The organism is Litorisediminivivens sp. KMU-197, from assembly GCF_056858395.1.
Map to the genome: position 1 here is coordinate 84,799 of NZ_JBXEQG010000003.1, position 26,991 is coordinate 111,789.

The following is a 26,991-nucleotide window of genomic DNA, read 5'->3' on the forward strand; positions in this document are numbered from 1 at the left end:
AGCGGAGGTCAAGGTGCGGTGCGCGAAATCACGCATCCTACGCCAGCTGCGCCCGGATCGCCCCGTGCAGGGCCGGGTTGGCGGTGAGGATACCGGGGCTTTGTGGCGTGGGCGTGTTGAACGCAAGCGGCGAGCCGTCGGCGGCGGTGGCCAGCGCGCCGGCCTCCTCGGCGATCAGGGCCCCCGCGGCGATGTCCCAGTGCCAGGTCGGGCGCAGGGTCAGCATGGCGTCGAAGCGGCCCTGTGCGATCAGCGCCATGCGATAGGCCAGCGAGGGGCGGAACTGGCGCGAGACCTCGGGCGGACGGCCCTTCCAGTGACCGGGTTGCAGCGTGACCTTGGGCGCCATCATGGTAGCGCCGGCAAGATCTGCCCGGTCCCCCGTGGTGATCGGATTGCCGTTCAGGGTCGCCCCGCCGCCACGTTCCGCGGCAAAGGTCCGCTCGCGCGCCGGCAGGTGGATCACGGCGGCAGTGACCGTGCCTCGGGTGGCAATCGCCAGCGAATGCGCCCAGGTGCCGGAACCTTCGATGAAGCTGCGGGTGCCGTCGATCGGATCGACGATGAACACCTGCGCGCGCTGCAACCGGTCGGGGGTGTCGGGGGTTTCCTCGCTCAGCCAGCCGTACCCGGGCCGGGCGGTGCGCAGGATGTCGTGCAGCACGTCGTTGACGGCGAAATCGGCCTCTGTCACCGGGCCGAGGCCGGGCTTGTCCCAGGCTTTCGCGGTGGGGCCGGTAAAGGTCAGCGCGGTTTCGCCCGCCGCCCGCGCCGCCCGCAGCAGGAGCTCGAGGTCAGTTTCCGGCAAGGGTCATGCCTTCGACCAGCAGCGAGGGGACGACACGCGACAGGTACGTCCGCGCGTCGTTGGCCGGGATGATCCGGCGCAGCATGTCGCGCAGGTTGCCGGCGATGGTGACTTCGTTCACCGCATGGGTGATCTGACCGTTCTCGATCCAGAGGCCGGACGCTCCGCGGGAATAATCGCCGGCGTTGGGGTTGATGGTCGAACCGATGAGCGAGGTCACCAGCAGCCCGGTGCCCATGTCGGCAATCAGATCGGCGCGGGTCTTGTCGCCCTGGGTCAGCGCGATGTTCCAGTTCGACGGATGCGGCGGGGCCGAGGTGCCGCGCACGGCGTTGGCCGTGCTCTCCATCCCCAGCTTGCGCGCGGTGGCGAGGTCGAGCGTCCAGCCGGTCAGCACGCCCTTGTCGACAATGGCACGACGTTTGGTCGGCAGCCCCTCGGCATCGAACGGACGCGAGGCGGCGGCGCGGGGGCGGTGCGGATCCTCGATCAGGCTGAGCGCCTCGGGTAGCACCGGCTGACCCAGCGCATCACGCAGGAACGACGCGCCACGGGCAACGGCGGTGCCGGAGATGGCCGACAGCAGGTGACCCACCAGCGAGGCCGAAATGCGCTCGTCGAAGAGCACCGGGTAGGCGCCCGTCGGCGGCTTCTTCGGGTTCAACCGTTCCACGGCGCGTCTGCCCGCGGTCTCGCCGATCTCCTGTGCCGGGCGCAGGTCGGCGGCGAAGGTGCGGCTGTCGCCGTCGTAGTCGCGCTCCATTCCAAGGCCTTCGCCGGCGATGGCGACACAGGACACCGACGTGCCGGTGCGGCGGTAGCCGCCGGAAAAGCCATTGCTGCCGGCAATGTGGACGTGACGCGCGGAATAGCTGGCCGAGGCGGATTGCACCTGCGTGACGCCGTTCACTGATCGCGCGGCGGCCTCGGCCGCTTCGGCCTGCGCCTGCAATGCGGCCGGGTCCGGCTCGGGCGCGGGGTCGTGAAGCTCCAGCGCCTCAGCCGACTGGTCGCGCGCCAGTTGGTCTGGATCGGCAAGGCCCACGTGCGGATCCTCGGGCGCCTCGCGCGCCATGGCGACGGCGCGTTGAGCCATGGCCTCCATGGTCTCGAGGCGGGTGTCGGAGGCCGAGACGTTGGCCTGCCGCCGCCCGATCAGCACGCGCAGCCCGATGTCGGTCGCCTCTGAGCGTTCGGCTTGTTCCAGCGTTCCGGCGCGCACGTCGATGTCCAGCGCGGTGCCGGTCATGGCGATTGCGTCGGCGGCCTCGGCGCCGGCGGCGCGGGCGGCGTCAAGCAGCCTCTGGGTCAGGTCCTTGGGATCATGCGGCATGGGGGCTCTCCTGTTGCCGTGACAGGTAGAGCCCGCGCGGCCAAGGTGCAAGGTGCCGGCCAGGGGAGATGGGTGAAACCACCCATCCTACGCAGTGGTCTCGATGAAGGTGGGCTGATGGCCGACAGGGAAATTCACCGAACGGGCGATGAAGCAGACCTCGGGGATCCGATGGTGCAGCGCAAGCGCGCAGTCCGGATCGGTGCCTTGCAGAACCGTGATCCGGGGGCGCAGGGTGGCCGAGACGAAGCGGCCTGCGCCCGAGGCATCGATCTCGCCCGTGGCCACGGGATCGTCGGTATAGGCCAGCACGCGGATGCCGGCATCGCTGGCCAGGTGCAGATACCACAGCATGTGGCAGGCCGAGAGCGCCGAGAGCAGCAGGTCTTCGGGGTTCATCAGCCCCGGATCGCCGCCCAGCAGCGGATCGTTCGAGCACTGCACCACCGGCTTGCCCGGCACCGCGATGTCCCACGTCCGGTCATAGGCCCGATAGGCGCTGGTGCCGGTGCCGCGGTTGCCGGTCCAGGTGATGTGGCTGGTGTAGCTGTGCGATGCCATCGTCTTGTGCTCCCCGTCTGCATCTATCAGCGCCGGGACCGGCCCGGTCGGCAAGGAAAAAGGTGCGCACAGCCCTCGTCTCGCGTCACCCGAGGCTTGATTCAAGGCGCCGCTCCGGCGCATGACGGGGACAGCCGCGACCGCACCGGAGGACCTTCATGGCGCAAGCGACACTGGAACCGCGCAAGACACCCCGTCAGCCGCGCAGCCGCAAGACCTGCGACGCGATCCTGCGGGCGGCGGGCGATGTCCTCGCCCGCGACGGTCTGCGGGGGCTCAACACCAATCACGTCGCGCGCCGGGCGGGGGTGTCGATCGGCTCGCTCTACCAGTATTTCCCGAACAAGCAGTCCATCGTGGTGGCGCTGATCTCGGCCCGGCGCGCGGCGCTGCTCGACGCGATGGAGCAGGCCGCCGCGGCCGCCGGCTCCGCCGGGCTGCTCGAGGTCCTGCGCGATATGGTCAAGGTCCGGCTTGAGCATCATTTCCGTGATCCGGCACTGTCCGCAGCGCTGGAGCGGGCCGAGGCGGAACTGCCCGAAGACCGCGCGCTGGTTCAGCAAAGGGCACAGGTGCCGGCGCAGGTGGTCGCGGTGCTGGCAGAGTTCTACGTCGATGACCCGGAGACCGTCGCGCGCGACGTGCTGGCCATTGCAGAAGGCATGGCGCGGGCGGCCGTCGCGGCGGGTGAGGGCGATGCCGGCGCCCTGTGCGGCCGGGTCGACCGGGCCGTTCTGGGCTATCTGGCGGAAGTCGTGACGGACTAGGCCGCTGGCCTTCGGCACTGCGGTCCCGGCCTGTAACTGACCCTGAGGCCCCGGATCAGGTCCGGGGCGGCATCAGGACAGCGGCCGAAACCCCGGCAGGGGTCATGAAACCGCCCGCTCCGCCCCCTTGGAAATCGCCTCGCGCAGCTTCTTCTCCAGCGCCTTCTGCTTGGCCGCCGAATGGAACTTCAGCCCGAACATGTCCTTGACGTAGAAGCTGTCCACCACCTGTTCGCCATAGGTCGCGATCACCGCGGACGAGATGTAGACGTTGGCATTGGCCAGTGTCCGCGTCAGATCGTAAAGCAGGCCGGGCCGGTCCCGCGTATCGACCTCGATGATCGTGTAGATCTCGGACCCGTCGTTGTCGAAGGTGATATGCGTCGGCACCCTAAAGGCGCGCTCGCGCTTCTTGATCTTGTCGCGCGACTTGATCGCCTCGCCGGTCACCACCTCGCCCATCAGCGTCTTGTGGATCATGGTCCGCATCCGCGGCAGCTTACCGGCCTCATAGGGCGAACCGTCTGCGTCCTGCACCCAGAAGGCGGCGGTGGCGAACCCGTCCTTGGTGGTAAAGGTGCGCGCGTCCACCACGTTGGCCCCGACAAGCGACAGCGCCCCGCACATCCGGCTGAAGATGCCGGGATGGTCGGCCATGGCAAAGCAGACACGGGTGGCGTCGCGGTCTTCGTCCACCGACAGGTCGATGGCAATCTCGTCGTCCTTGAGCCCGCGCAGCAATTCGGCAAAGACCACATGCGCGGTGACATGCAGCCCCTGCCAATAGGGCGGATAATGCCGCCCGGTTTCGACCCGCACATCCTTCTTCGGCCAGTCGCGCAGCGCCTTGCGTAGCAGTTTCTTGGCCTCGGTGCCGCGGTTCTCGCGGTTAAGCGCCTCCATCCCGTCCTCAAGCGCGCGCCTTGTCTGGCGATAGAGCGCGCGGATCAGAACGGCCTTCCAGTTGTTCCAGGTTCCCGGCCCCACGCCGCGAATGTCGCAGACCGTCAGCACGCACAGCAGGTCCAGCCGCTCCACCGTCTTCACTGCCTTGGCAAAGTCGCGCACCGTGCGCGGATCTGCAATGTCGCGTTTCTGCGCCATGTCGGACATCAGCAGGTGATAGCGCACCAGCCATTCGACGGTCTCGCTGTCGCGGCGGTTCAGCCCCAGCCGAGGTGCCACGGTGCGAGCGATGCGGGCGCCGAGGATCGAATGGTCCTCGGTCCGTCCCTTGCCGAGGTCGTGCAGCAGCAGCGCCACGTAAAGCACCTTGCGGTCCAGCCCGGTCTCGATGATCTCGGTCGAGACCGGCAGCTCCTCGCCCAGTTCGCCGCGCTCGATCTCGGCCAGGTGGTGGATCACCTGAATGGTGTGTTCGTCGACCGTGTAGTGATGGTACATGTTGAACTGCATCATCGCCACGATCGGCTCGAATTCAGGGATGAAGGCAGCCAGAACGCCGGTCTCGTTCATCCGGCGCAGGGCGCGTTCCGGGTTGCCGTGTTTCAGCAGCAGATCAAGGAACTGTTGCGCCGCCGCCGGGTCGCGGCGCATGTCGTCGTCAATCAGGTGCAGGTTGGCTTTCACCAGCCGCATGGCGTCGGGGTGGATCAGCAGATCGGTGCGCAGCGCTTCCTCGAACAGCCGCAAGAGATTCAGCTTGTCGGACAGGAAGACGGCGTCGTCGGTGATCGCCAACCGGCCGTTCAGCACCTCGTAGTTGCTCTTCAGCCGGATGCGCACGGTCTTGGCCTGCCGCAACAGGCGCTCCAGCAGTGCCGGGCCCTTGGTGTGATCAGCCTCCAGCGCGGTCAGGAAGATGCGGGTCAGGTCGCCGACTTCGGTGGCCTGCAGGAAGTAATCCTGCATGAAGTGCTCGACCGCGCGGCGCCCGCCCTTGTCGGTATAACCCATGCGCTCGGCCACCTCGACCTGAAGGTCGAAGGTCAGTTGCTCCTGCGGCCGTCCCGCCACCAGATGCAGATGGCAGCGCGTCGCCCAAAGGAAGTTCTCGGCGGTCACGAAGCTTTCGTATTCCTCGGGCCGGAACACGCCCAGCGGCACCAGGTCGCTGGAATGGTCGACATGGTGGACATACTTGGCGATCCAGTAAAGCGATTGCAGGTCGCGCAGCCCGCCCTTGCCCTCCTTGACGTTGGGCTCGACCATGTAGCGCTGGCCGCCCTGCTTTTCGTGCCGGGCGTCGCGCTCTTCCAGCTTGGCCTCCACGAACTCGCGCTCGCTGCCGGTGAAAAGCTCCTTCGCCAGCCGCTTGTCGAAGTCCGCCGCCAGCTTGATGTCACCGGCCAGCAGGCGGTGCTCCAGCAGGGCGGTGCGGATGGTGAAATCCTCGCCTCCAAGCCGCAGGCAGTCGCGGATGGTGCGCGACGAATGCCCGACCTTGAGCCGCAGGTCCCAGAGGACATAGAGCATCGATTCAATGACGCTTTCGGCCCAGGGCGTGATCTTGTGCGGCGTCAGGAACAGCAGGTCGACATCGGAATGCGGCGCCATCTCGCCCCGGCCGTAGCCGCCCACCGCGATCAGCGCCAGCTTCTCGCCCCGCGTCGGGTTGGACAGCGGATGCAGGACCTCCACGGCGACGCGCCATGCGGTCAGCACCAACTGGTCGGTCAGCCAGGTGTAGGATCGTTTCGCGGCCTCGGCGGCCAGCGGCTTGGCGCGCAGCGCCTCGGCGATGACCGCCATGCCGGCTTTGCGGGCCTCCAGCAGTTGCGCCACCAGCGCCTTGCGGAAGTCCGAGGATGAGCCGCCGTCATATCCGGCGATCAGGGGCTCGACCGCGGCGCCATCGAAGATGCGCGCCGCGGGACAGATCAGGACGTCGTCGATTGCAAAGGTTGCAGTCTGGTCAGAAACCGGCTCGGCCGAAACGGGTCGGGGCTGGGTCAAGGATCACCACCTTCTTGCCGCGTATCGTGGCCACCGCCAGGGCACGCTCGTTGGTCCCGTCAGACCGCAGCCGGAACACGCCGCCTGTGCCCTGGAACCCTGCGGCCTGCGTCAGGGCGCCCGCGGTCAGGGCATCTGACTTGCCTTGTGCCACAAGCGCGCCAATGGCTGCAATCCCGTCATAGGCCAGACCGGCCAGCGGGTGGGGCGATGCGCCGTAGGCCGACTGATAGCGGCTCCTGAAGCTGGCATCGCGGTTGGTGTCGGGCATGGTGAACCAGCCGCCCTGCAGTCCGGCAAGTTCCAGCGTCTGCGGCGGCGAGTCCCAGCGGCTGAGGCCCATGTACTGCGTGCTCGCGGGGTCGACGCCGTTCTCGGGCAGAAGCTGCGCCAGAAGCGGCAAGGCCCCGGCGGCGTTCGAGGTCAGGAAGACCGCGTCGGACTGCTGTGCTGCCGCCGCGATCCGCGGCATGGCGTTGATCACGCCCTGCTGCGAGAAGTCGAAGCTCTCGGTGGCCATCACCTGGATACCGTTGCCGCCCGCCGCGGCCTCGATCGCCGCCTTGCCGAACTGGCCTTCGACGTTGTTAGGATAGACCACGGTGACAGAGCTCTTGCCGTTCTGGCGGGCATAACCCAGCAGACGGTTGGCGGTGTTGCGGAAGGTCGATCCAAGGATGAAGACGTTGCCACCCGCGATCGACGGGTTGTTCGAAAAGCTCAGCACATTGACGTTGTCGTCGGCCACCTGCACGCCCACGGCGTTCGCCGCTTCGCCGAACAGCGGCCCGAGGATGATCTTGGCGCCCGCGTCGACGGCCTTCTGCGCCTGCGATGCCGCGGTCGCGGCGTTGCCGCCGGTGTCATAGACCCGCAGGTCGATTTCCGCCCCGTCCAGATCGGCAATCGCCAGCTTGGCGGCATTCTCCAGCGCGCGGGCCACGGCGCCTGCGCCGGAATCGCTTTTGGGCACCAAGAGCGCCACCGGCACCGGTTGCGCGGTGTTGATCCGCTGGCCCGTGCCGCCGCCACTGCCGGCCAATTGGATGGGTTCGCAGGCGGCCAGCGCGGCGATGCCGAAAGCACCGGCTGCAATGCGGCCAAGACGCGGCAAACGCAACCGCTTGCGGGCGGCGGACAAAACGGCAAACATGGGCTGTCTCACTTCTCGGTTGGACGGCGCGGCCTGAACCACGCGGATTACGGGTGTGACGGGGTACTAGGTGTCGGCGGGATAATAGTCACGAAGAGAGGCGGGTCCAGTGGGTAATCCGAATCAAGGCCATAACTGGCAGAGAGACGCCCGTGCGGTACCGCCCGGATTGCATTTCGTCGCGGTGCCGATCGGCAATGCGCGCGACATCACGCTGCGCGCGCTTGACCTGCTGGCCGGTGCCGATGTGCTCGCGGCCGAAGACACCCGGTCACTGCGCCGCCTGATGGAGCTGCACGGCGTGGCGCTGGAGGGCCGGCAGATCCGCGCCTATCACGAACACAACGGCGATGCGGTGCGCCCCGGGCTGATTCAGGCATTGGCAGAAGGACAGTCGGTGGCTTACGCCTCCGAAGCCGGGACGCCGCTCATTTCGGACCCCGGGTTCGATCTTGCCCGCGTGGCCGCCGCCGAAGGGCACAGGGTCATGGCCGCCCCCGGCGCCTCGGCGGTGCTGGCGGCACTCAATGTGGCCGGCCTGCCCACCGACCGGTTCTTCTTCGCCGGGTTCCTGCCGTCGTCGTCCTCGGCACGCAAAAAGGCGCTGACCGAACTGGCCGGGGTGCCGGCGACGCTGGTATTCTACGAATCGCCGCGCCGGGTTGCCGCGATGCTGGCCGACGCCGCCGAGGTGCTCGGAGACCGCCCTGCCGCCACCTGCCGCGAGTTGACGAAGAAGTTCGAAGAGGTGGTCCGCGCGCCGCTAGGCGAGCTTGCGCAGAGCATCTCGGAGCGCGATCCCAAGGGCGAATTCGTCGTCGTCATCGGCAAGGGGGCCGCGCCGGAAGACGCTGATGAGGATATCGAGACCGCCCTGCGCAAGGCGCTTGAAACCATGTCGGTGCGCGACGCCGCCGAGGTTGTCGCCGCGGCCTTCGGGCAAAAGAAACGTTTCGTTTACCAAATGGCTCTAGAACTGGCGAAGGACTGATTTCGCAGGATCACGCCATGTCGCTCGGTTTCGCACATGCCCCGGACGTCCGTGCCCGTCGTGGCCGTCGCAACAACCTCGCCGGCGCTTCTGCCGAGGATGCGGTCGAACGCCACTACGTGGCCGCCGGTCAGCGCACCCTTGCCCGCCGATGGCGCGGCCAGGGCGGTGAAATCGACCTGATCCTGCAGGATACCGACGGCACCTATGTCTTCGTCGAGGTCAAGAAAGCCGGCTCATTCGACAATGCGCTGGCCCGGATCACCCCGCGCCAGATCGCCCGCATCCACGCCACCGCCGAGGAATTTATCGGGCAGTGCCCCAACGGCGCGCTCAGCGATGTCCGCTTCGACGCCGCCCTGATGGATGCCAGCGGACAGGTGCAGATCCTCCAAGGTGCCTTGATGGGCTACTGACCGCACTGCCATTGCACCCCGTTCCGCCTTGCGCCATGTAAGGACCAGACACCAGCGCAGGGGCAGGCCCATGAAGATCGCCTTTCAGATGGACCCGATAGGGGCCGTCGACATCAACGCCGACTCAACTTTCCGTCTGGCCGAGGAAGCGCAGGCGCGCGGGCATGAGCTGTTCTACTACGTGCCCGACAAACTGGCGTATCAGGAAGGCCGGATCACCGCCTGCGGACAGGACCTGCGGGTCAAGCGGGTGCAGGGCGATCACGCCCAACTGGGCGAGATGCGCGAGGTCGACCTTGCCGAATTCGATGTCGTCTGGCTGCGTCAGGACCCGCCCTTCGACATGGCCTATATCACCTACACCCATCTGCTGGACCGGCTGAAGGACACCACGCTGGTGGTCAACGATCCGTTCTGGGTCCGCAATTACCCCGAGAAACTGCTGGTCCTCGACTTCCCCGACCTCACGCCGCCCACCGCCGTCGCCCGTGATCTGCAGACCCTGCGCAACTTCCGGGACCGGCACGGCGACATCATCCTCAAACCGCTCTACGGCAACGGCGGCGCAGGGGTCTTCAAGCTGACCCAGGCCGACGGCAACCTTGCCTCGTTGCACGAACTGTTCACCGGGTTCTCGCGCGAGCCGCTGATCGTGCAGAAATTCCTGCCCGCCGTGTCCAGCGGCGACAAGCGGGTGATCCTCGTCGACGGAGAGCCGGTCGGCGCCATCAACCGGGTGCCCGCCAAGGGTGAAACCCGGTCCAACATGCATGTCGGCGGGCGCCCCGAGAAAACCGATCTCACCGAACGCGACCGCGAGATCTGCGCCCGCATCGGCCCGCTGCTGCGCGAGAAGGGGCAGGTGTTCGTCGGCATCGACGTGATCGGCGACTGGCTGACCGAGATCAACGTCACCTCGCCCACCGGCATCCAGGAACTCGAGCGCTTTGACGGCATCAATGTCGCCGCGAAGATCTGGGAGGCCATCGAGGCCAAACGCAAGTGAGCCTGATCCGCCGCCCCCTCAATGCCTGGCTGCGCGCTGTCGAACGCGGGCGCATGGCCCGCGCCCGCACGCCCGAGCAGCTGCGCCGCCCGTTCGAAACCAACGCCCGCCTGTTCTTCTGGCCGCCGCGCGGCAGCCGGTTCATCGAGGCCGAGGTGGCCGGACGCCCCGCCACATGGGTCAACGACGGTCCGGAGGGGCCGCTGATCCTCTACCTGCACGGCGGCGGCTATGTCTTCGGCTCGCCCCGCACCCACCGCGCCATGCTGGCCCACCTGTCACGGCTGACCGGCTGCCCGGCGCTGCTGCCCAATTACCGCAAGGCGCCCGAACATGCCTTTCCCGCTGCGGTCGAGGATGCGCTGGCGGTCTACGAAAAAGTCGCGGACCATCCCGGCGGCGTGATCCTCGGCGGCGACAGCGCCGGCGGCGGTCTGGCGCTGGCCTTGCTGGCCGAGATCCTGCGCCGCGGGCTGCGGGTGCCGCTTGGCCTCTTTGCCTTTTCGGCGCTGACCGACATGACCTATTCCGGCGACAGCATCATCGGCAACGCCGCGTCCGAGGTGATCCTGCCAGCCGATCGCTGCCAAGAGGTGGCCGACATGTTCCTTCAGGGCGCCGATGCCAACGACCCCCGCGCCTCGCCGCTGTTTGCGGTCTATCCCGCCGCGCCGCCCGTCTGGCTGGTTGCCTCCGACAGCGAGATCCTGCTCGACGACACCCGGCGGATGACCGAACGGCTCCGCGCGCAGGGCAATGACGTGACCGAGGTCATCGCGCACGATCTGCCGCACGTCTGGCCAATCCTGCACAGCCTCCTGCCCGAAGCCCGCGCGACCCTGCGCGAGCTGGCCATATGGATCAGGTGTCTTTCGCGCCCATCAGCCGATAGCTGAGCGCTTCGGCCACGTGCGGCCGACGGATGTCGCCGGCGCCGTCCAGATCGGCGATGGTCCGCGCTACCCGCAGAACCCGGTGATAGCCGCGCGCGGTCAGTCCGAACCGGTCGGCGGCCTTCAGCAGCAATTCGCGTCCCTCCGGGTCCGGTGTCGCGAAGGCCTCCAGCGCGTTGCCCTGGATGTCCGCGTTGACGCGGGTGCGTGGCATCTCGACGTAGCGGGCCTCCTGCACCTGTCGGGCGGTTTCGACCCGGGCCGCCACCTCGGCCGAGGTCTCGCCGTTTTCAGGCAGGTCGAGGTCCGCGAAACTGACGGGCGGCACGTCGACGCGCAGGTCGAAACGGTCCATCAGCGGGCCGGAGATGCGGCCCATGTATTCCTCGCCACAGGCGGGAACGCGGGCGCAGGCGCGCGTAGGGTCGGGCAGGTAGCCGCATTTGCACGGGTTCGCGGCGGCGACCAGCATGAAGCGGCAGGGATACCGGATGTGGGCATTGGCGCGGGCGACCATGACCTCTCCGGTCTCGATCGGCTGGCGCAGGGTTTCCAGCACCATGCGCGGAAACTCGGGGAACTCGTCCATGAAAAGCACGCCATTGTGCGCAAGGCTGATTTCGCCCGGCTTGGCGCCCCGCCCGCCGCCGACGATGGCGGCCATCGAGGCTGTGTGATGCGGCTCGCGGAACGGTCGCGCGCGCGAGATGCCGCCTTCGTCGAGCAGCCCGGCCAGCGAATGGATCATCGAGGTCTCCAAGGCCTCGGCGGCGGTCAGGTCGGGCAGGATAGTGGGCAGGCGCGCGGCAAGCATGGACTTGCCAGAGCCGGGCGTGCCGACCATCAGCAGGTGGTGGCGCCCGGCCGCGGCAATCTCGAGCGCGCGCTTGGCCCGCTCCTGCCCGCGCACGTCCCGCAGGTCCCGGTCGGCCGGCGCCGGGCGAACCTCGCCGGGCTCGGCCGGGGGCAGCGGCGACTGGCCGGTGAAATGGCGCACCACGTCTGACAGTGTCGCGGCGCCCAGCACCTCGGTCGCGCCGACCCAGGCCGCTTCGGGGCCGGAGGCGCTGGGGCAGAGCAGGGCGCGGTCATGCTCGGCCGCGGTCATCGCCGCAGGAAGGGCACCAATCACCGGGACAAGACCGCCGTCGAGCGACAGCTCCCCCAAAGCCACGATCCGCCCGACCTCGTCCTCCGGGATGATTTCCAGCACCGCCAGCAGGCCCAGCGCGATCGGCAGATCGAAGTGAGAGCCTTCCTTGGGCAGATCGGCGGGCGACAGGTTGACGGTGATGCGCTTGGACGGAAGGGCGATGGACATCGCGGTCAGCGCCGTGCGCACCCGGTCGCGGGCCTCCGAAACCGCCTTGTCAGGCAGGCCCACGATGGAAAAGGCGGGCATCCCGGCAGTGACCGCGCATTGCACCTCGACCGGGCGGGCGGTGACGCCTTCGAAGGCGACGGTGTAGGCGCGGGAAACCATCGGGCCGCTGCTCCGGTCAGGACGTGTTAACCAGTATTGGCGAGCGAGAGGTTGAGGAAAGGTTAACGGCAACCACAGGACGGAGGCACAGCGCCCGTCCTACCCGTCCACCATCGCCATGAAGGGCGGCCAGACGGTTGGGTCGGCCACGGTCTTGTCACGGCAGAACGCGTTGCAGAAGCCCCACGTCCGGCCACGAAACGTCATCATGTGTGTGACCGGCTTGCCGGAGTTGGGGCAGGTGGCGTTCTCGGCCGGTCCGTCGCATCGACTGGCCGGTTCCGGCTGAGGTCCGGGCCATGGGCGCGTGGCATGGGGCTTGGCGTATCGTGCAAGCGTCTCGCCTGACACAAGCCCCATGGCGCGCCAGCGCCGGAAGGCGTGATCGGACAGGTGCCGCGCGACATAGGCGCCGGCCTCGGGTCCGACCGGCAACCCATAGCCGGCAATGCGTGCCGCCACCGGGGCAAAGAAGGCGTCGGCCGCCGAATAGTCACCGCAGAGCCACGGCCCACCGGACTGCGCCTGCGCGAAATTCCAGAGTTCCTCGATCCGGTTGAGGTCGTCCCGCAAGGCCGCGCTGACCGGCACATCGCGATAGGCCGTGCGCAGGTTCATCGGGCACTCGTCGCGCAATACGCCGAAGCCAGAGTGCATTTCGGCGCTCAGTGAACGGGCCGTTGCGCGCAGCGCGGGGTCTGTCGGCCAAAGTCCCACATCGGGGTGCAGATCGGCCAGTTCTTCGGCCAAGGCCAACGAGTCCCATACAAATCCGCCACTTTTCAGCGACGCGGCGGGAACCGTTCGGGCCGGAGACTGTTGTACCTGTGTACGGACAGAGGACTTAACGTGAAAATCGACACGGGCAACCCGGCACTCAATTCCAAATCGTTTATAAAGCAGCCAGCCGCGCAGCGACCAGCTGGAATAGGCGTAATCGCCGATATGCAGAATATTCGTCATGTGCAGACGGTAGGCGCCCTTGCAACCCCTGTCCAACGCGCTTTGGTGGCCCCCCGCATCAGCAAACGTGATCAGTCGTGAGCATGCTGACCAGCCACATCCATAGTACGCTGTCGACCCGGACCGGCCCCGGTCGTGTCAGCAGCGAAGTCATAGACGACCGCCTACAAAACGGGATTTGACCATGGCCCTTGACGCATTCGACGACCGACGCCTCTCCCGCGCAGCGATGAAGGCCGAACTGCTGGACGCAGAGACCGAACGCGCCCTCGCTTACGCGTGGCGCGACCATCGGGATGAAGAGGCCCTGCACCGGATGATTACCGCTTACATGCGGCTGGCGATCTCGATGGCCGCCAAGTTCCGACGGTACGGGGCCCCGATGAACGATCTCATCCAGGAGGCCGGTCTCGGGCTGATGAAGGCCGCCGACAAATTTGATCCCGACCGGGGCGTGCGTTTTTCCACCTATGCCGTCTGGTGGATCAAGGCGTCGATCCAGGATTACGTGATGCGCAACTGGTCGATGGTGCGGACCGGTTCGACCTCGTCGCAGAAATCTCTGTTCTTTAATTTGCGCCGGGTGCAGGCGCGGCTTGAGCGCGAGGCGGCGGCCCACGGCGAGACGCTCGACAAGTTCCAGATGCGCCACATGATCGCGACCGAGATCGGCGTGCCGCTGGCGGATGTCGAGATGATGGAAGGCCGCCTGTCGGGTTCGGACTTCTCGCTGAACGCCACCCAATCGGTCGAGGACGAGGGCCGCGAATGGATCGACACCATCGAGGATGAAGGCCCCGGCGCGGCCGAGCAGGTCGAGGACCTGCACGACACCGAGCAACTGCGCACGTGGCTGGTGGTTGCGATGCAGGCGCTGAACGAACGCGAGCGCTTCATCGTGCGCGAACGCAAACTGCGCGATCAGGCGCGGACACTGGAGAGTCTCGGCAACGAGCTTGGGCTGTCCAAGGAGCGGGTGCGCCAGTTGGAGGCCGCGGCCTTCCAGAAGATGCGCAAATCGCTTGAGGGCCAGAGCCGCGAGGTGCATGAATTCCTCGTATGAGGTTCTGGCTGGTCATTCTGGTAACGATTTTTGCCCCGGTCGCCCATGCGGCCGGGGTTTTCGATGTCTACGTGCTGGGCGAGGTGCACGACAATCCCGCGCACCACGAAGAACAGGCCCGCCGGGTGGCCAGGATCGCGCCGGCGGCGCTGGTGCTCGAAATGGTGACGGCCGAAGATGCCGAGGCGGTGACGGCAGAGATGCGCGGCAATCAGGCGGCCCTGCGCGAGGCCCTGCGTTGGTCTCAGCGCGGCTGGCCGGACTTCTCGCTGTATTATCCGATCCTTAAGGCCGCCCCCGATGCAAAAATCTACGGTGCGCTGGTCCCCCGCGAAGCGGCGTCGAAGGCCATCGGCTCCGGCGCGGCGCAAGCCTTCGGCGCGGAGGCCGCGGACTACGGCCTTGCGGAACCCCTGCCTGTGGCCATCCAGCAGGCCCGAGAGGCGCTGCAACTGGCGGCGCACTGCGACGCCCTGCCGCCGGACATGCTGCCGGGCATGGTCGAGGCTCAGCGCCTTCGGGACGCTGCCCTGGCCCGTGCGGTGCTGCGCGCGCTCGATGACACCGAAGGCCCGGTGGCGGTCATCACCGGCAACGGCCACGCCCGCCGCGACTGGGGTCTGCCCTCGGTGCTGGCGCGGGTCGCGCCGCAGGTCAGGGTCCATGCGCTCGGACAGGGCGAGGACGGCGTGCCGCCGGACGGCGCGTTCGATGAGATCGTCTTTGCGCCGGCTGCCCCGCGTGACGATCCCTGCGAGGCCTTCCGCTAGCAGCTGATCCGCCCTTGCGGGTCCGGTCGCAATGGCCGTAGGGTCGGGCGCGATCCTGAACGGAGGCCGGGGATGCTGGCGGGCAAGCGCATACTTCTGATCATCGGCGGCGGCATCGCGGCCTACAAGTGCCTCGACCTGATCCGCCGGTTGCGCGAGCGCGGCGCCACGGTGACGCCGGTGATGACCCGCGCCGCCGAGGAATTCGTGACCCCCTTGAGCGTCTCGGCGCTGGCCGGTGAAGAGGTGCACCGCGACCTCTTCGACCTCACCAAGGAGGCCGAGATGGGCCACATCCAGCTCAGCCGCGTAGCTGATCTGGTGCTGGTGGCGCCGACAACGGCGGACCTGATGGCGAAGATGGCGCAGGGGCTGGCGGGGGATCTTGCCGCGACCCTTCTGATGGCGACCGACACGCCGGTGATGATCGCCCCGGCAATGAACGTGCGCATGTGGCAGCACCCGGCGACCCAGCGCAATCTGGACCTGCTGAAGGGCGATGGCGTCACCGTGGTGGGGCCGAACGACGGCGACATGGCCTGCGGCGAATTCGGACCCGGGCGGTTGTCCGAGGTGCCCGAGATCGTCGCGGCGGTCGAGCGACACTTTACGACAGGGCCCCTCAGCGGCCGGCGCGTGCTGGTGACATCGGGCCCGACGCACGAGCCGATCGACCCGGTGCGCTACATTGCCAACCGATCCTCCGGCGCACAGGGCACCGCGATAGCGCGGGCGCTTTTGGCGCTGGGGGCAGAGGTGGTCTTTGTCACCGGCCCGGCTGCGGTGGCGCCGCCCGACGGGGTGAAACTGCGCCGGGTCGAAACCGCACATCAGATGCTCGAGGCGGTGCAGGCGGCCTTGCCCGTGGATGCAGCGGTGTTCGCGGCGGCGGTGGCCGACTGGCGGATGGCCGAGCAGAGCGAATCGAAGATTAAGAAAACGATGGGCAAATTGCCCATCCTACAGTTCGCCGAGAACCCCGATATCCTGGCCACCGTGGCACAGATGGGCGAGGGCCGGCCACCACTGGTGGTGGGCTTCGCCGCCGAGACCGACGACGTCGTCGACAACGCCACCGCCAAGCGCCAGCGCAAGGGCTGCGACTGGATCGTCGCCAACGATGTCTCGCCCGGAACCGGAATCATGGGCGGCACCGAGAACGCGGTCGTGCTGATCACCGGCGACGGGGCCGAGACATGGCCGCGCATGGACAAGGGCGCGGTGGCGGACCGGCTTGCCGCGCGGCTGGCCGAGGCGCTGGGCTGAGAGGGCGGGAGCCTCCGGCGGGAGTTTTTCTGGCAAGATGAAGGGCGGAGCGTGGTTTCTCTGAAGGTGATGTGGGACGAGGCGGCGGACCGGGGGATCGGGCTGCCCCGATATGAGACCGCGGGCGCGGCGGGGGCCGATTTGCGGGCGAACTTCGCGGGTCGCGGGGCCGCCGTGTTGGCGCCGGGCGAGCGGATGCTGGTGCCGACCGGGCTGCGGCTGTCGGTGCCCGCAGGATACGAGGTGCAGGTGCGGCCGCGCTCGGGGCTCGCGCTGAAACACGGGCTGACGGTGCTGAACGCGCCGGGCACCATCGACAGCGACTATCGTGGGCCGCTCGGGGTGATCGTGATGAACGCAGGCTCCGAGGCTTTCGAGATCGTCCATGGCATGCGCATCGCGCAGATGGTGCTGGCGCCGGTGGTGCAGGCGGAGTTCGCGCTGGTCGACGCGCTGGACGCGACGGCGCGCGGCGATGGCGGCTTCGGCTCCACGGGGCGCGGCTGATGCTGCTGGTCTTGGCACTGGCGGCGGCGATCTGGGGGCTGGGCCGGGTGTTCGGCCTGCCCCGGGCGGCGCGCTGGCCCTTGATCGGGTTGCTCTTCGTGGCGGTGCTGGGCATCCAATTCCTGTTTCCCGAAGGGCACGCCCTGCGCGAAGCCACGGGGGGCGATCCGGCGCTCTGGCTGCTGCTGGCGGGCTTCGTCGCATTGGGGCTGGCCTACCGGCACCTGCTGCGGCGGCTCAAGACAAGGGCCGAGGCACAGGAGAAAGCGCCGGACGTCCCCCCGGATGGCCGCATGTCCGGAACCGAGCTTGAGCGCTACGCCCGCCACATCGTGCTGCGTGAGCTTGGCGGACCGGGCCAGCAGAAGCTGCGCAAGGCGCGGGTGCTGGTAATCGGGGCAGGGGGGCTTGGTGCGCCGGCGCTGCAATACCTCGCGGCGGCCGGCGTGGGCGAGATCGGGGTGATCGACGACGACGTGGTGGAAAACGCCAACCTGCAACGGCAGGTGATCCACGCCGATGCCGACATCGGCTCGCCCAAGGTGTTCTCGGCGCAGGCGGCGATGCAGGCGCAGAACCCCTATGTGACCGTAAAACCCTTTCACCGCCGGCTCGACGCCGACATCGCGCCGGACCTGTTCGCCGGCTACCACGTGGTGCTCGACGGCAGCGACAACTTCGACACCCGCTATCTTGCCAACAGGGTCGCGGCGGCGGCGGGCATCCCGCTGATCTCTGGTGCGCTCAGCCAATGGGAGGGGCAGCTGTCGGTCTTCGATCCGAAACGCGGCACGCCCTGCTACCAGTGCATCTTCCCCAAGGCTCCCGCCGCCGGGCTTGCGCCCTCCTGCGCCGAGGCGGGCGTTCTCGGCCCCTTGCCGGGCGTGGTCGGGGCGATGATGGCGGTCGAGGCGATCAAGGTGCTGACGGGCGCGGGCGCGGCCCTATATGGCGAGATGCTGATTTACGATGCGCTATGGTCCGAAACCCGCAAGATCACCCTGAAGCCGCGCGGCGACTGCCCGGTCTGCGGCCCGAGAGAGGATATCTGACGTGAGTAACCCGTTGCTTGCCCCCTGGTCGGGACCCTTCGGCCTGCCGCCCTTCGCGGAAATAACCGACGATCACTTCGCGCCTGCGCTCGACGCCGCGCTGGCCGAGGATCTGGCCGAGGTCGCACAGGTCGCCGAGAACCCGGAGCCGCCGACCTTCGCCAACACGATCGAAGGGATGATCCGCTGTGGCGAGACGCTGGACCGCGTGGCCTCGGTGTTCTTCAACCTTGCAGGCAGCGACAGCACGCCCCGCCGCGAAGAGCTGATGCGCGACTATTCCCCCCGGCTGGCCGCGCATTCGGCCGAGATCTACGGCAACCGGGCGCTTTATAACCGCATCCGCATCGTATGGGAATTGCGTGACACGCTGGATCTGACCCCGGAACAGGCGCGTGTGCTGTTCCTGCTCCATCGCAGCTTCGTGCGCGCTGGTGCGGCGCTGGATGGCGCCCACGCCGACCGGATGAAGGAAATCAAGCAGCGGCTGGCCAAGCTTGGCACCGCCTTCACCCAGAACCTTCTGGCCGATGAACGCGATTGGCAGCTCAAGCTCTCCGAGGGCGATCTGGAGGGCCTGCCGGGGTTTCTGGTCGCCGCGGCCCGCGCCGCGGGCGAAGAGCGTGAGGCGGGCGGCCCGGTCATCACCCTGTCACGCTCTCTGATCACGCCTTTCCTGCAGGCCTCCCCCCGCCGCGACCTGCGCGAGACCGCCTATCGCGCCTGGGCCGCGCGCGGAGCGAACGGTGGCGAAACCGACAACCGGACGATCGCCGCCGAGATCCTGGCGCTGCGCGAGGAGCGCGCCAACCTGCTGGGCTATGCCGACTTCGCCTCCTACAAGCTCGAGACCGAAATGGCCGGCACCCCCGACAAGGTGCGCGAGCTTCTGATGGCGGTCTGGGGACCGGCCAAGGCGCGGGCCGAGGCCGATGCGCAGGTGTTGGAAGACATGATGCACGCCGAGGGCATCAACGGCGCGCTGGAACCGTGGGACTGGCACCACTACGCTGCCAAACGCCGCCAGGCCGAGCATGATCTGGACGAGGCGGCGCTCAAACCCTACCTGCAACTCGACCGCATGATCGAGGCCGCCTTCGACTGCGCGCACCGCCTGTTCGGGCTTGAGTTCAAGCCGCTCGACGTGGCGCTCTTTCACCGCGACGCCCGCGCGTGGGAGGTGACGCGCAACGGCCGGCACATCGCGGTCTTCATCGGCGACTACTTCGCGCGCGGCTCGAAACGCTCGGGAGCCTGGTGCTCCGCGCTCAGGATGCAGCGCACGTTCCCGGACGAACAGCGGCCCATCGTCGTCAACACCTGCAACTTCGCCAAGGGCGACCCGGCGCTCCTGTCCTACGATGACGCGCGCACGCTGTTCCACGAATTCGGCCACGCGCTGCACCAGATGCTGTCGGACGTGACCTATGACATGATCGCAGGCACCTCGGTGGCGCGCGACTTCGTGGAACTGCCCAGCCAGCTTTACGAACATTGGCTGGAAGTGCCCGAGGTGCTGCAATCCTTCGCCACCCACGTCGAGACCGGCGAGCCGATGCCGCAGGCGATGCTCGAAACCGTACTGGAGGCCGCGAACTTCGATCAGGGGTTCCAGACGGTGGAATACGTCGCCTCGGCGCTGGTGGATCTGGCGTTCCACGAAGGCGCGGCGCCTGCCGACCCGATGGCGAAACAGGCCGAGGTGCTACAGGCGTTGGGCATGCCCCGGGCCATCGGGATGCGCCACGCCACGCCGCATTTCGCCCATGTCTTCGCGGGCGACGGTTATTCCAGCGGCTACTACAGCTACATGTGGTCCGAGGTGATGGACGCCGACGCCTTCGCCGCCTTCGAAGAGGCCGGCGGAGCCTTTGATCCGGACATGGCCGCCAAGCTTGAGCAGCACGTGCTCTCCGCCGGTGGCTCTCAGGAGGCCGAGGCGCTCTACCTCGCGTTCCGCGGCCGCATGCCGGGGGTCGAGGCGCTTTTGAAGGGGCGCGGGCTGGCGGCCTGACCGGCGATGGGCAACCTGTACGGTGGCACGTCCCAAGGCCGCAGGGCCGTGGGTCGCGCCACCGTCAGAACGGCTGCCGCTCCAATTCGTACCCGCGCTGATGCAACTGGTTCAGCAATCCGCTTTCCCCCATCAGGTGCGCCGCGCCGACCGCCACCACCATATCATCGGCCTCTGCCGCCGTGATCACCTCCATCCAGGCGAGGTTGCGGTCGATCAGCAGTTTCCGCTCCATCTCATCCAGCATTGCCTCGATCTCCGCCGCAGGCAGGTCGAGATGCTGAAACGTCATCACCCGTGACATCTGCCAGGCGTCGGAATGTGCCTCGTCGAAATAGGCCGCGATGGTGGTCTCCAGAAGGTCCGCGCCCAGGTCATCGGGATAGATGCCCACCTGAAGCATGCGCAGCTGCTCCTCCAGCGGCTCGGCGTTGAAGGCCTTGAACACGGTCGTGTAATGCTCCAGCGAGCGCCGTTCGACCCCGGCCTCCTGGGCCAGAGCCTCGATCCGCGCATCCAGTCCCTCGCCCTCGGTGAGCAGGCCCATCGCGCAGGGCGGCAGCGCCATCACCAGCGACAGATACCATGGCTGCATCTTTGCCGCCATGAACGGCGGAATGCCCCGCGCCCGCGCCGCTTCGGCCAGTTGCTGCCAGTCGTCCTCGTCCATCAGTTCCGGCAGCGAAGTGTTCTGCAACAGCAGCAACGAGGTGTCCGACGCCATGTCCCTCTCAAGCTGCTTCTGATCCTCCGCCGTGGCTTCGAGAAACATCAGGTCGGCGCCCGCGATCACGGGCGTAAGCCGTTCGACCACCGGGTCCAGCCGCGGATCGGGAATGTGCATCGTGCCGATCAGGTGGATCTCGCGGTCGCCCAGCGTCGCCCGCCAGTGGTTGCCGCGCGGAAAGGGCGTTGCGGCCTCTGTCGCCTTCAGATCCTCTTTCTGTTGGGCACTCAGCGCGTCGCGCAGATCGGTGCCCGCGCAACCCTCGGCCCAGGCCAGCGCCGGCAAGAAGGCCAGCACCCCGGCCAGGATCATTCGCAACCCGAAACCCTCCCGCGCCACGCTCAATGGATGCCCTTGATCTTGTGCTCGCTGCCGTTGAAGCTGAAGCTGTCCCCCGCGCTCATCCCCGCCATCGCCTCGTAGATCGGCGCCGCGGGAGAAATACCCATCGCCCGCTTACCGTCGAAGTCGAATTCCTGGGTCGACACGCTGACGACCAGCAGCCGGCCGTCGATCTCCACCGCCGCGCCCTCGGTGACCTCGTTCTTCGCCCCGAAGTCCAGCTCGCGCAGGCGTTTCAGGCGGGCGTCGTCGTCATGCATCGCCTCGTCCCAGGCCGCCGCCATCTCGCCCGTCGATTCCGCCCGCGATTGCTGGTCGCTTTCCACCGGTTCGTCCCGCGGCACCCGGGCCTCGGCCGCGAGCGCTTCGTACTTCTCGCGCGAAGCCTCGTAGTCGGCCTGCGCCAGTTCGATCATCCGGGTTTTCAACTCGGTCTTGTCCATGTTTATGCTCCAGTCGCTTTCATCGCGGGCAACCCGCGTCGGTGTAATCTTCTTTCAAGGGGTCAGGTGCCGCAAAAGGTCCGGTAGGGCCCGAAATCCGCGGGCGGCGGGCCGGCGTAAAGCTCCAGTGCGTCGCGGTCCGTAAAGGGGTCGCGCAGAACGTCCATCAGCGTGGTAAGCAGGTCCATGTCGCCCTCCTCGGCGGCCTGCAATCCAGCTTCGACAAGATGGTTGCGGGGGATATAGGCCGGGTTCACCGCATCCATCGCCTGCCGCACCTCCGCTTGGTCACGGCCTTCGCGCGCCAGCCGGTCGCGCCAGTGTGGCAGCCATTCGCGGATCGCGGCGCTGTCGTCGAACAACGCCAGCACCGGGGCATCCTCGCCCGCGATCGCCCCGGCCAGCCGTCGGAAGAACAGCGTGAAATCCACGCGCTGGCCCTCCATCGCGGCGAACAGCGCATTGGCAAAACCGATATCGCCGTCCTCGACCGTCGCCAGCCCCAGCTTGGCTCGCGTCCCCGCCAGCCAACACTCGGTGTAAACCGGCAGGAAGTCCTGCACCTCGGCGGTGGCCATCCGGATCGCCTCGTCCTGATCGTCGTCGATCAGCGGCAGCAAAGTCTCGGCCAGCCGCGCCAGGTTCCATTGCGCGATCACCGGCTGGTTGCCAAAGGCATAGCGTCCGCCATGGTCGATCGACGAGAACACCGCCTTCGGGCTGTACTCATCGATGAAGGCACAGGGTCCATAATCGATTGTCTCGCCGGAGATCGTCATGTTGTCGGTGTTCATCACGCCGTGAACAAAGCCCACCTGCATCCAGGCCGCGATCAGCTCTGCCTGCCGACGGATCACCCGCCGCAGGAATTGCAGATACCGGTCGTCGCCGGTCAGGTCCGGGTCATGCCGCGCAATGGCGTAGTCCGCCAATTGCCGCAGTTTGTCATGCTCGCCCCGCGCGGCAAAGAACTGGAACGTCCCGACCCGCAGATGCGACGCCGCCACCCGGCCCAGCACCGCGCCCGGCTTCGGCCCCTCGCGAAAGACGGTCTCGCCCGTGGTCACCGCCGAAAGGGCCCGCGTCGTCGGTATGCCCAGCGCATGCATCGCCTCGCCGATCACGAACTCGCGCAGCACCGGCCCCAGCACCGCCTTGCCGTCGCCGCCGCGCGAAAACGGCGTCCGACCCGATCCCTTCAGGTGGATGTCGCGCCGCGCGCCCGTGGCGTCGATGACCTCGCCCAGCAGGATCGCGCGTCCGTCGCCCAACTGTGGCGAAAAACCGCCGAACTGGTGCCCGGCATAGGCCTGCGCCAGCGTCACCGCGCCGTCCGGCGTCATCGCCCCGGCCAGCACTGCCGCCCCCGCGTCGCTGTCCAGCGCCTCCGGATCAAGCCCGAGTTCCTGCGCCAACGCGCTGTTCAGCAGCACGATGCGCGGCTCGGGCACCTTGTCGCCCTCCCAGGGGACATAGAAGCCATCCAGCTCGCGCGCATAGCTGTTGTCGAAGGCAAATCGTGGCGGTTGATGTGTCATGCCCAACAAAGTGTGGTCATTCGCGGGGAATTCCAAGGGGTTCTTGACGAGAACACCGGCCTGCGGAACTCTGTTCCCGCACTGCGACGGAGGAACCTGATGAAATTCGCAACCTTGCTGGGCTGCCTCGCACTCATTGTTGCCTCGGCGTCGCACTCCGCCACGATCGAAGCCTACTCCGATCCCTACATGGGCTGTGTGGCCCGGTTGACCGGGGTGATCGAAACCGGCGATGCGCAGAAGATCGACGCCTGGATCGAGACCGAGAAGGTTCGCCGCGCCAAGGGCCGCAGCTTTCCCGAGGAACTGGACGCCGACAGCCGCCTCTGTCTCGACAGCCCCGGCGGCTCCTTCGCCGAGGCGGTGCGCATCGTCGACGCGATCTTTTCGCGCATGGGCACCGCCATCCCGCGCGGGGCCGAGTGCCTCTCGGCCTGCGCGGTGGTCTTCATGGCCGGCTCTCACGCCACCGAAAGCGACGCCGGCACCGTCGCCAACCGCAAGCTGCACGCCGGCGGGCGGCTGGGCTTTCACGCGCCCTCGCTCGAGGTCGCGGCAGGCAATTACTCCGAAGCGCAGGTCAACAAGGCCTACAAGATCGCGGTCGCCGGACTAGGGCAGGTGATGGCCCGGATGAGCGACATGAAGTTCTCCCAGACGCTGCTGGCCGAGATGCTCAAGACCCCGCCGGACGAATTCTTCTACGTCGATACCGTCCACAAGGCCGGGCGCTGGTTGATCCCGGTGACCGGCACCTACCGCCCCGAAACGATCACGCCGCTGGCTGCCTCCAATGCCTGCAACGTCTATTACGGCTGGGTCGGCGACCGGCTGGCCACCAATGGCTTCGGCTTCGATCCGTCGCCCTCCGATCGTTGGGGTTCGCGCCCGTCGATCCGCAACGAGGGCGACAGCCTCCGCGTCGAGATGGAGGGTTTCGGTCAGGAAGGGGCGATGGTGTGCCGTCTTTGGGCCCACCCCGGCGTCGTGGCGATCGAGGACGCACAGGGCACCTTCGGCAGCTTCGCCAGCGTGGCCGTCGGCGAAGACGATATCGGCTTCGAAGCCTCGCCCGCCAGCTTCTTCGACCCGCGCACGCCGCTGGCCGCGCTGGTGCGTCCATCGGATACCGAACTGGCGCTGCGCGATGTCGCCGACTTCAACCCCACCGACCGCGAATCCGTGCGCGGCACCTGCAGCGTCCGGCGGGGCAGCAAGATCAGCGATTCCGATCCCTGCACCCGCGACAGCCAGACACGGGTGCAAGAAGACCTGAACCGCTATCACCTCGAGACGTTCACATGGCCGTCGGGTGCCAAGACAGTGGTCGAGATCCTCGGCACCGGCAGCAAGATCAACGGACGCGCGGCCGATCGCGTCTGGACCGACGTCCCCGATGGCGCCGATTGCTACCTCAACACCGGATCGGGCAACACCTTCTGCTTCCAGCCTGCGGGGGGCTGACCCACCCGCAGGCCAGCGCTTATTCCGCCGCGTCCCGCCGCGGCAGCACCCAGTGCTTGCGCGGAAAGTGGCAGGTATAGCCGCCCGGGAAGCGCTTCAGATAGTCCTGATGCTCCGGTTCGGCTTCCCAGAAATCGCCCACCGGCTCGACCTCGGTCACCACCTTGCCGGGCCAGATCCCCGAGGCTTCGACATCCTTGATGGTGTCCAGCGCCTCGGCCTTCTGTTCGTCGTCGACATAGTAGATCGCCGAGCGATAGCTCATGCCGACATCGTTGCCCTGCCGGTTCAGCGTGGTCGGATCGTGGATCTGGAAGAAGAACTCCAGCACCTGGCGATAGCTGATCTGCTCGGGGTCATAGGTGATCTCGATGCCCTCGGCATGGGTGCCGTGGTTGCGATAGGTGGCGTTGGGCACATCGCCCCCGGTATAGCCGACACGGGTGTCCGTCACCCCTGGCAGCCTGCGGATCAGATCCTGCATGCCCCAGAAGCAGCCCCCGGCAAGTACGGCGCGTTTGGTCATTGGTTCACCTCCTCGACCTGATCCAGATAATCTCCATAGCCTTCGGCTTCCATGTCGTCGCGGTGGATGAAGCGCAGGGAGGCCGAGTTGATGCAATAGCGCAGCCCGCCCCGGTCGCGCGGACCATCGGGAAAGACGTGGCCCAGATGGCTGTCACCATGGGCCGAGCGGACCTCGGTGCGGATCATGCCGTGCGTGGTGTCGCGCAGCTCGTTGACGTGGGCCGGTTCGATCGGCTTGGTGAAGCTCGGCCAGCCGCAGCCCGACTCGAACTTGTCGGACGAGGCAAACAGCGGCTCACCCGACACGATATCGACATAGATCCCCGGTTCCTTGTGATCGTTGTAGCGTCCGCTGAACGGCCGCTCGGTGCCGTTCTCCTGCGTCACCCGGAACTCCTCGGGGGTCAGCCGCGCAAGGGCGTCTTCGGTCTTCTGATATGTCACGGGGGTTCCCTCCTGTCTTGTGCTTGTCGGCTATGTGGGGCCTGCGTGCGCGCAAGTCCAATTTCTGTCAGTCCCGTCACGCAGGCGTGAGCAAGGTGTCGCGGCGCAGCGGCTTCAACGCCTCATAGAGCGCCCGGTATCGTGCCAGCCGGTCCGCATGCCGCGCCGCATGGTCCCCGCGCGGCATGAAGTCCCGGTCGGTCTCGGGCAATGTCGCAAGGTCCTCCAGCGCCGCGTCGCCCACCGCGACCGCCGCCATCCGCGCCGCGCCAAGCGCCGGTCCGGTCTCGGCCCCCGCACCCCGGACCAGCGCCAGCCCGGTGGCATCGGCAATGGTCTGAAGCAGCAGGTCCGACCGCGCACCGCCGCCGATGGCCAGCAGGGGTTGCGGCACCTCGGTCACGGTGCCCAGCGCCCTTGCGGCATCGCAGAAGGAATAGGCGATCGCCTCGACGATCCCGCGCATCATGGCTGCCCGGTCGGTGGCATCCTCCAGCCCGTAGAACGCCCCGCGAATGCGGCTGTCGCCATGCGGCGTGCGCTCGCCGGTCAGGTAGGGCAGGAACAACGGCACCTCGCCGCGCGCGGCCTCCGCCTCGTCCAGCAGGTCGCCCACGCTTTGCCCGGTGACGCCCGCGAACCAGTCCATCGGCCGCGCCCCGTTCAGCATCGCCGCCATCTGGAACCAGCGCCCCGGCAGGCAATGCGCGAAGGAATGCAGCCCGGTCTCCGGCGCCGCCCGATACCCGTCTGTGGCGGCAAAAAGCTGCCCAGATGTCCCCAACGAGATGAACCCACGCCCCGGCTCGACCGCGCCGACAGACACCGCGCCCGCCGCGATGTCGCCGCCGCCCGTGGCCACCGGCAGACCGGTAGGCAGCCCCAGGGCCTCGGCCACCTCGGCGCGGAGCATGCCGGCCACGTCCGTTCCGTCCTGCACCTGCGGCAGCCATGCCGGATCGGTCGCGGTGGCGGCGCAGAGCCGATCCGACCACCGCCGCCCCGCCTGATCAAACCACCATGTGCCGGCCGCGTCGCAGCCGTCGGTGACATGCACCCCGTGCAACCACAGCCCGAGATGGTCCTTGGGCAGGCAGACCGTGGCGATCCGCCGGTGCACCTCCGGCTCATGCCGGGCCAGCCATGCGATCTTCGGTGCGGTGAACCCCGGCGCCGGTCGCACGCCCGCAATGGTGGCCAGTTCGGGGTATTTGCTCTCCAGCTGCTGGCACTCCGCCGCGGCGCGGCTGTCGTTCCACAGCATCGCCGGGCGCAACAGGCTCTGCCCGGCATCCAGCAGCACCGCGCCATGCATCTGCCCCGAAAGGCCCAGCCCCCGCACCCCGCTCAGGTCCTGCGACTCGGCCAGGGTGCGCACCGCCTGGACGGTCGCCGCCTGCCAGTCCGCCGGGTTCTGCTCGCTCCACCCCGGTCGCGGGCTTTGCGTGGTCAGGCGGATCAAGGCGCTGCCCACCAGCCCAAGGTCGTCGCCCACGAGCGACGCCTTGACCGCCGAGGTGCCGAGATCGATACCGAGATACAT

General features: G+C 67.6%; 25 protein-coding genes. 12 read left to right on the plus strand and 13 right to left on the minus strand.

Features of this window, described 5'->3' with window-relative positions:
• Positions 1 to 37: 37 nt before the first annotated feature.
• From AC04PT_RS08245 to AC04PT_RS08255, 3 genes are all read right to left on the minus strand, one after another.
• Positions 38 to 808, minus strand: a complete 771-nt coding sequence (locus tag AC04PT_RS08245; RefSeq protein ID WP_482873174.1) for an inositol monophosphatase family protein — start codon at positions 806 to 808, stop codon at positions 38 to 40.
• Positions 795 to 2,141 (minus strand): TldD/PmbA family protein, encoded by a 1,347-nt coding sequence (locus AC04PT_RS08250; RefSeq protein ID WP_482873175.1) that lies wholly within the window; start codon positions 2,139 to 2,141, stop codon positions 795 to 797. Before AC04PT_RS08250 ends, AC04PT_RS08245 begins: the two co-directional genes overlap by 14 nt.
• Before the next feature lie 87 nt (positions 2,142 to 2,228).
• Positions 2,229 to 2,702 carry an OsmC family protein gene (locus AC04PT_RS08255; protein ID WP_482873176.1) on the minus strand — a complete coding sequence of 158 codons (474 nt, stop codon included), beginning with the start codon at positions 2,700 to 2,702 and terminating at the stop codon, positions 2,229 to 2,231.
• Between the two features lie 158 nt (positions 2,703 to 2,860).
• Here AC04PT_RS08255 and AC04PT_RS08260 point away from each other — a divergent pair, with 158 nt between their 5' ends.
• Positions 2,861 to 3,469, plus strand: a complete 609-nt coding sequence (locus tag AC04PT_RS08260) for a TetR/AcrR family transcriptional regulator (RefSeq protein ID WP_482873177.1) — start codon at positions 2,861 to 2,863, stop codon at positions 3,467 to 3,469.
• Between the two features lie 102 nt (positions 3,470 to 3,571).
• Here the strand turns inward: AC04PT_RS08260 and AC04PT_RS08265 are convergent, their stop codons facing one another.
• A complete protein-coding gene (locus AC04PT_RS08265; RefSeq protein ID WP_482873178.1) occupies positions 3,572 to 6,385 on the minus strand; it encodes a [protein-PII] uridylyltransferase in 2,814 nt (937 codons plus the stop codon).
• A complete protein-coding gene (locus AC04PT_RS08270) occupies positions 6,345 to 7,538 on the minus strand; it encodes a penicillin-binding protein activator (protein ID WP_482873179.1) in 1,194 nt (397 codons plus the stop codon). The genes AC04PT_RS08265 and AC04PT_RS08270 overlap by 41 nt, the downstream gene beginning before the upstream one ends.
• Before the next feature lie 109 nt (positions 7,539 to 7,647).
• Here AC04PT_RS08270 and rsmI point away from each other — a divergent pair, with 109 nt between their 5' ends.
• The 4 genes from rsmI to AC04PT_RS08290 all read left to right on the plus strand — a co-directional run bounded on the left by rsmI (position 7,648) and on the right by AC04PT_RS08290 (position 10,847).
• The gene (gene rsmI, locus AC04PT_RS08275; RefSeq protein ID WP_482873180.1) at positions 7,648 to 8,529 is read left to right on the plus strand and encodes a 16S rRNA (cytidine(1402)-2'-O)-methyltransferase; all 882 of its coding nucleotides are present in this window, start codon (positions 7,648 to 7,650) and stop codon (positions 8,527 to 8,529) included.
• A gap of 17 nt (positions 8,530 to 8,546) precedes the next feature.
• A complete protein-coding gene (locus AC04PT_RS08280) occupies positions 8,547 to 8,945 on the plus strand; it encodes a YraN family protein (RefSeq protein WP_482873181.1) in 399 nt (132 codons plus the stop codon).
• Positions 8,946 to 9,015: 70 nt separating this feature from the next.
• Entirely contained in the window at positions 9,016 to 9,951 is a 936-nt protein-coding gene (gene gshB, locus AC04PT_RS08285; protein WP_482873182.1) for a glutathione synthase, read from the plus strand.
• Positions 9,948 to 10,847, plus strand: coding sequence for an alpha/beta hydrolase (locus tag AC04PT_RS08290; protein WP_482873183.1), 900 nt, complete (start codon positions 9,948 to 9,950; stop codon positions 10,845 to 10,847). The genes gshB and AC04PT_RS08290 overlap by 4 nt, the downstream gene beginning before the upstream one ends.
• Here the strand turns inward: AC04PT_RS08290 and AC04PT_RS08295 are convergent.
• Together AC04PT_RS08295 and AC04PT_RS08300 are read right to left on the minus strand one after the other, a co-directional pair.
• The gene (locus tag AC04PT_RS08295) at positions 10,813 to 12,327 is read right to left on the minus strand and encodes a YifB family Mg chelatase-like AAA ATPase (protein ID WP_482873184.1); all 1,515 of its coding nucleotides are present in this window, start codon (positions 12,325 to 12,327) and stop codon (positions 10,813 to 10,815) included. The genes AC04PT_RS08290 and AC04PT_RS08295 overlap by 35 nt on opposite strands.
• Before the next feature lie 99 nt (positions 12,328 to 12,426).
• A complete protein-coding gene (locus AC04PT_RS08300; protein ID WP_482873185.1) occupies positions 12,427 to 13,290 on the minus strand; it encodes a glutathione S-transferase in 864 nt (287 codons plus the stop codon).
• Between the two features lie 184 nt (positions 13,291 to 13,474).
• On the opposite strand from AC04PT_RS08300, the gene AC04PT_RS08305 reads away from it, so the two are divergent.
• The 6 genes from AC04PT_RS08305 (at position 13,475) to AC04PT_RS08330 (ending at position 19,962) form a co-directional block, all read left to right on the plus strand.
• The gene (locus AC04PT_RS08305) at positions 13,475 to 14,353 is read left to right on the plus strand and encodes an RNA polymerase factor sigma-32 (RefSeq protein WP_482873186.1); all 879 of its coding nucleotides are present in this window, start codon (positions 13,475 to 13,477) and stop codon (positions 14,351 to 14,353) included.
• The gene (locus AC04PT_RS08310; protein ID WP_482873187.1) at positions 14,350 to 15,123 is read left to right on the plus strand and encodes a ChaN family lipoprotein; all 774 of its coding nucleotides are present in this window, start codon (positions 14,350 to 14,352) and stop codon (positions 15,121 to 15,123) included. The genes AC04PT_RS08305 and AC04PT_RS08310 overlap by 4 nt, the downstream gene beginning before the upstream one ends.
• A gap of 72 nt (positions 15,124 to 15,195) precedes the next feature.
• Positions 15,196 to 16,389, plus strand: coding sequence for a bifunctional phosphopantothenoylcysteine decarboxylase/phosphopantothenate--cysteine ligase CoaBC (gene coaBC / locus AC04PT_RS08315; protein WP_482873188.1), 1,194 nt, complete (start codon positions 15,196 to 15,198; stop codon positions 16,387 to 16,389).
• A gap of 69 nt (positions 16,390 to 16,458) precedes the next feature.
• Positions 16,459 to 16,896: a dUTP diphosphatase gene (gene dut / locus AC04PT_RS08320; protein ID WP_482873542.1), complete on the plus strand. Its 438-nt coding sequence runs from the start codon at positions 16,459 to 16,461 to the stop codon at positions 16,894 to 16,896.
• A complete protein-coding gene (locus AC04PT_RS08325) occupies positions 16,896 to 17,948 on the plus strand; it encodes a HesA/MoeB/ThiF family protein (protein WP_482873189.1) in 1,053 nt (350 codons plus the stop codon). Before dut ends, AC04PT_RS08325 begins: the two co-directional genes overlap by 1 nt.
• Position 17,949: 1 nt before the next feature.
• Complete coding sequence (locus AC04PT_RS08330; RefSeq protein ID WP_482873190.1) at positions 17,950 to 19,962, plus strand: M3 family metallopeptidase; 2,013 nt, start codon at positions 17,950 to 17,952, stop codon at positions 19,960 to 19,962.
• Between the two features lie 64 nt (positions 19,963 to 20,026).
• Here the strand turns inward: AC04PT_RS08330 and AC04PT_RS08335 are convergent, their stop codons facing one another.
• The 3 genes from AC04PT_RS08335 to AC04PT_RS08345 all read right to left on the minus strand — a co-directional run bounded on the left by AC04PT_RS08335 (position 20,027) and on the right by AC04PT_RS08345 (position 23,012).
• Complete coding sequence (locus AC04PT_RS08335) at positions 20,027 to 21,028, minus strand: TraB/GumN family protein (RefSeq protein WP_482873543.1); 1,002 nt, start codon at positions 21,026 to 21,028, stop codon at positions 20,027 to 20,029.
• A 2-nt stretch (positions 21,029 to 21,030) separates the two neighbouring features.
• Positions 21,031 to 21,474, minus strand: coding sequence for a hypothetical protein (locus AC04PT_RS08340; RefSeq protein ID WP_482873191.1), 444 nt, complete (start codon positions 21,472 to 21,474; stop codon positions 21,031 to 21,033).
• 62 nt (positions 21,475 to 21,536) lie between these two features.
• On the minus strand, positions 21,537 to 23,012 hold the full coding sequence (locus AC04PT_RS08345) for a protein adenylyltransferase SelO (protein ID WP_482873192.1): 1,476 nt from the start codon (positions 23,010 to 23,012) through the stop codon (positions 21,537 to 21,539).
• Positions 23,013 to 23,111: 99 nt separating this feature from the next.
• Here AC04PT_RS08345 and AC04PT_RS08350 point away from each other — a divergent pair, with 99 nt between their 5' ends.
• Positions 23,112 to 24,476 (plus strand): COG3904 family protein, encoded by a 1,365-nt coding sequence (locus AC04PT_RS08350; protein ID WP_482873193.1) that lies wholly within the window; start codon positions 23,112 to 23,114, stop codon positions 24,474 to 24,476.
• 19 nt (positions 24,477 to 24,495) lie between these two features.
• Here AC04PT_RS08350 and msrA read toward each other — a convergent pair whose 3' ends face one another.
• The 3 genes from msrA to xylB form a co-directional block, all read right to left on the minus strand.
• The gene (msrA, locus tag AC04PT_RS08355; protein ID WP_482873194.1) at positions 24,496 to 25,002 is read right to left on the minus strand and encodes a peptide-methionine (S)-S-oxide reductase MsrA; all 507 of its coding nucleotides are present in this window, start codon (positions 25,000 to 25,002) and stop codon (positions 24,496 to 24,498) included.
• Complete coding sequence (gene msrB, locus AC04PT_RS08360) at positions 24,999 to 25,448, minus strand: peptide-methionine (R)-S-oxide reductase MsrB (protein WP_482873195.1); 450 nt, start codon at positions 25,446 to 25,448, stop codon at positions 24,999 to 25,001. Before msrB ends, msrA begins: the two co-directional genes overlap by 4 nt.
• Before the next feature lie 76 nt (positions 25,449 to 25,524).
• Positions 25,525 to 26,991: a xylulokinase gene (xylB, locus tag AC04PT_RS08365; RefSeq protein WP_482873196.1), complete on the minus strand. Its 1,467-nt coding sequence runs from the start codon at positions 26,989 to 26,991 to the stop codon at positions 25,525 to 25,527.

Excerpts from the sequence above, each read along its gene's own strand:
- AC04PT_RS08310 (WP_482873187.1), top strand. The coding sequence starts at position 14,350 with ATGAGGTTCTGGCTGGTCATTCTGGTAACGATTTTTGCCCCGGTCGCC.
- gshB (WP_482873182.1), top strand. The coding sequence starts at position 9,016 with ATGAAGATCGCCTTTCAGATGGACCCGATAGGGGCCGTCGACATCAAC.
- AC04PT_RS08255 (WP_482873176.1), bottom strand. The coding sequence starts at position 2,702 with ATGGCATCGCACAGCTACACCAGCCACATCACCTGGACCGGCAACCGC.
- AC04PT_RS08340 (WP_482873191.1), bottom strand. The coding sequence starts at position 21,474 with ATGGACAAGACCGAGTTGAAAACCCGGATGATCGAACTGGCGCAGGCC.
- AC04PT_RS08270 (WP_482873179.1), bottom strand. The coding sequence starts at position 7,538 with ATGTTTGCCGTTTTGTCCGCCGCCCGCAAGCGGTTGCGTTTGCCGCGT.
- dut (WP_482873542.1), top strand. The coding sequence starts at position 16,459 with ATGTGGGACGAGGCGGCGGACCGGGGGATCGGGCTGCCCCGATATGAG.
- xylB (WP_482873196.1), bottom strand. The coding sequence starts at position 26,991 with ATGTATCTCGGTATCGATCTCGGCACCTCGGCGGTCAAGGCGTCGCTC.
- AC04PT_RS08280 (WP_482873181.1), top strand. The coding sequence starts at position 8,547 with ATGTCGCTCGGTTTCGCACATGCCCCGGACGTCCGTGCCCGTCGTGGC.
- AC04PT_RS08350 (WP_482873193.1), top strand. The coding sequence starts at position 23,112 with ATGAAATTCGCAACCTTGCTGGGCTGCCTCGCACTCATTGTTGCCTCG.
- AC04PT_RS08295 (WP_482873184.1), bottom strand. The coding sequence starts at position 12,327 with ATGGTTTCCCGCGCCTACACCGTCGCCTTCGAAGGCGTCACCGCCCGC.
- AC04PT_RS08300 (WP_482873185.1), bottom strand. The coding sequence starts at position 13,290 with ATGACGAATATTCTGCATATCGGCGATTACGCCTATTCCAGCTGGTCG.
- msrA (WP_482873194.1), bottom strand. The coding sequence starts at position 25,002 with ATGACCAAACGCGCCGTACTTGCCGGGGGCTGCTTCTGGGGCATGCAG.
- AC04PT_RS08260 (WP_482873177.1), top strand. The coding sequence starts at position 2,861 with ATGGCGCAAGCGACACTGGAACCGCGCAAGACACCCCGTCAGCCGCGC.
- AC04PT_RS08325 (WP_482873189.1), top strand. The coding sequence starts at position 16,896 with ATGCTGCTGGTCTTGGCACTGGCGGCGGCGATCTGGGGGCTGGGCCGG.
- AC04PT_RS08250 (WP_482873175.1), bottom strand. The coding sequence starts at position 2,141 with ATGCCGCATGATCCCAAGGACCTGACCCAGAGGCTGCTTGACGCCGCC.
- AC04PT_RS08305 (WP_482873186.1), top strand. The coding sequence starts at position 13,475 with ATGGCCCTTGACGCATTCGACGACCGACGCCTCTCCCGCGCAGCGATG.
- AC04PT_RS08345 (WP_482873192.1), bottom strand. The coding sequence starts at position 23,012 with ATGACACATCAACCGCCACGATTTGCCTTCGACAACAGCTATGCGCGC.
- coaBC (WP_482873188.1), top strand. The coding sequence starts at position 15,196 with ATGCTGGCGGGCAAGCGCATACTTCTGATCATCGGCGGCGGCATCGCG.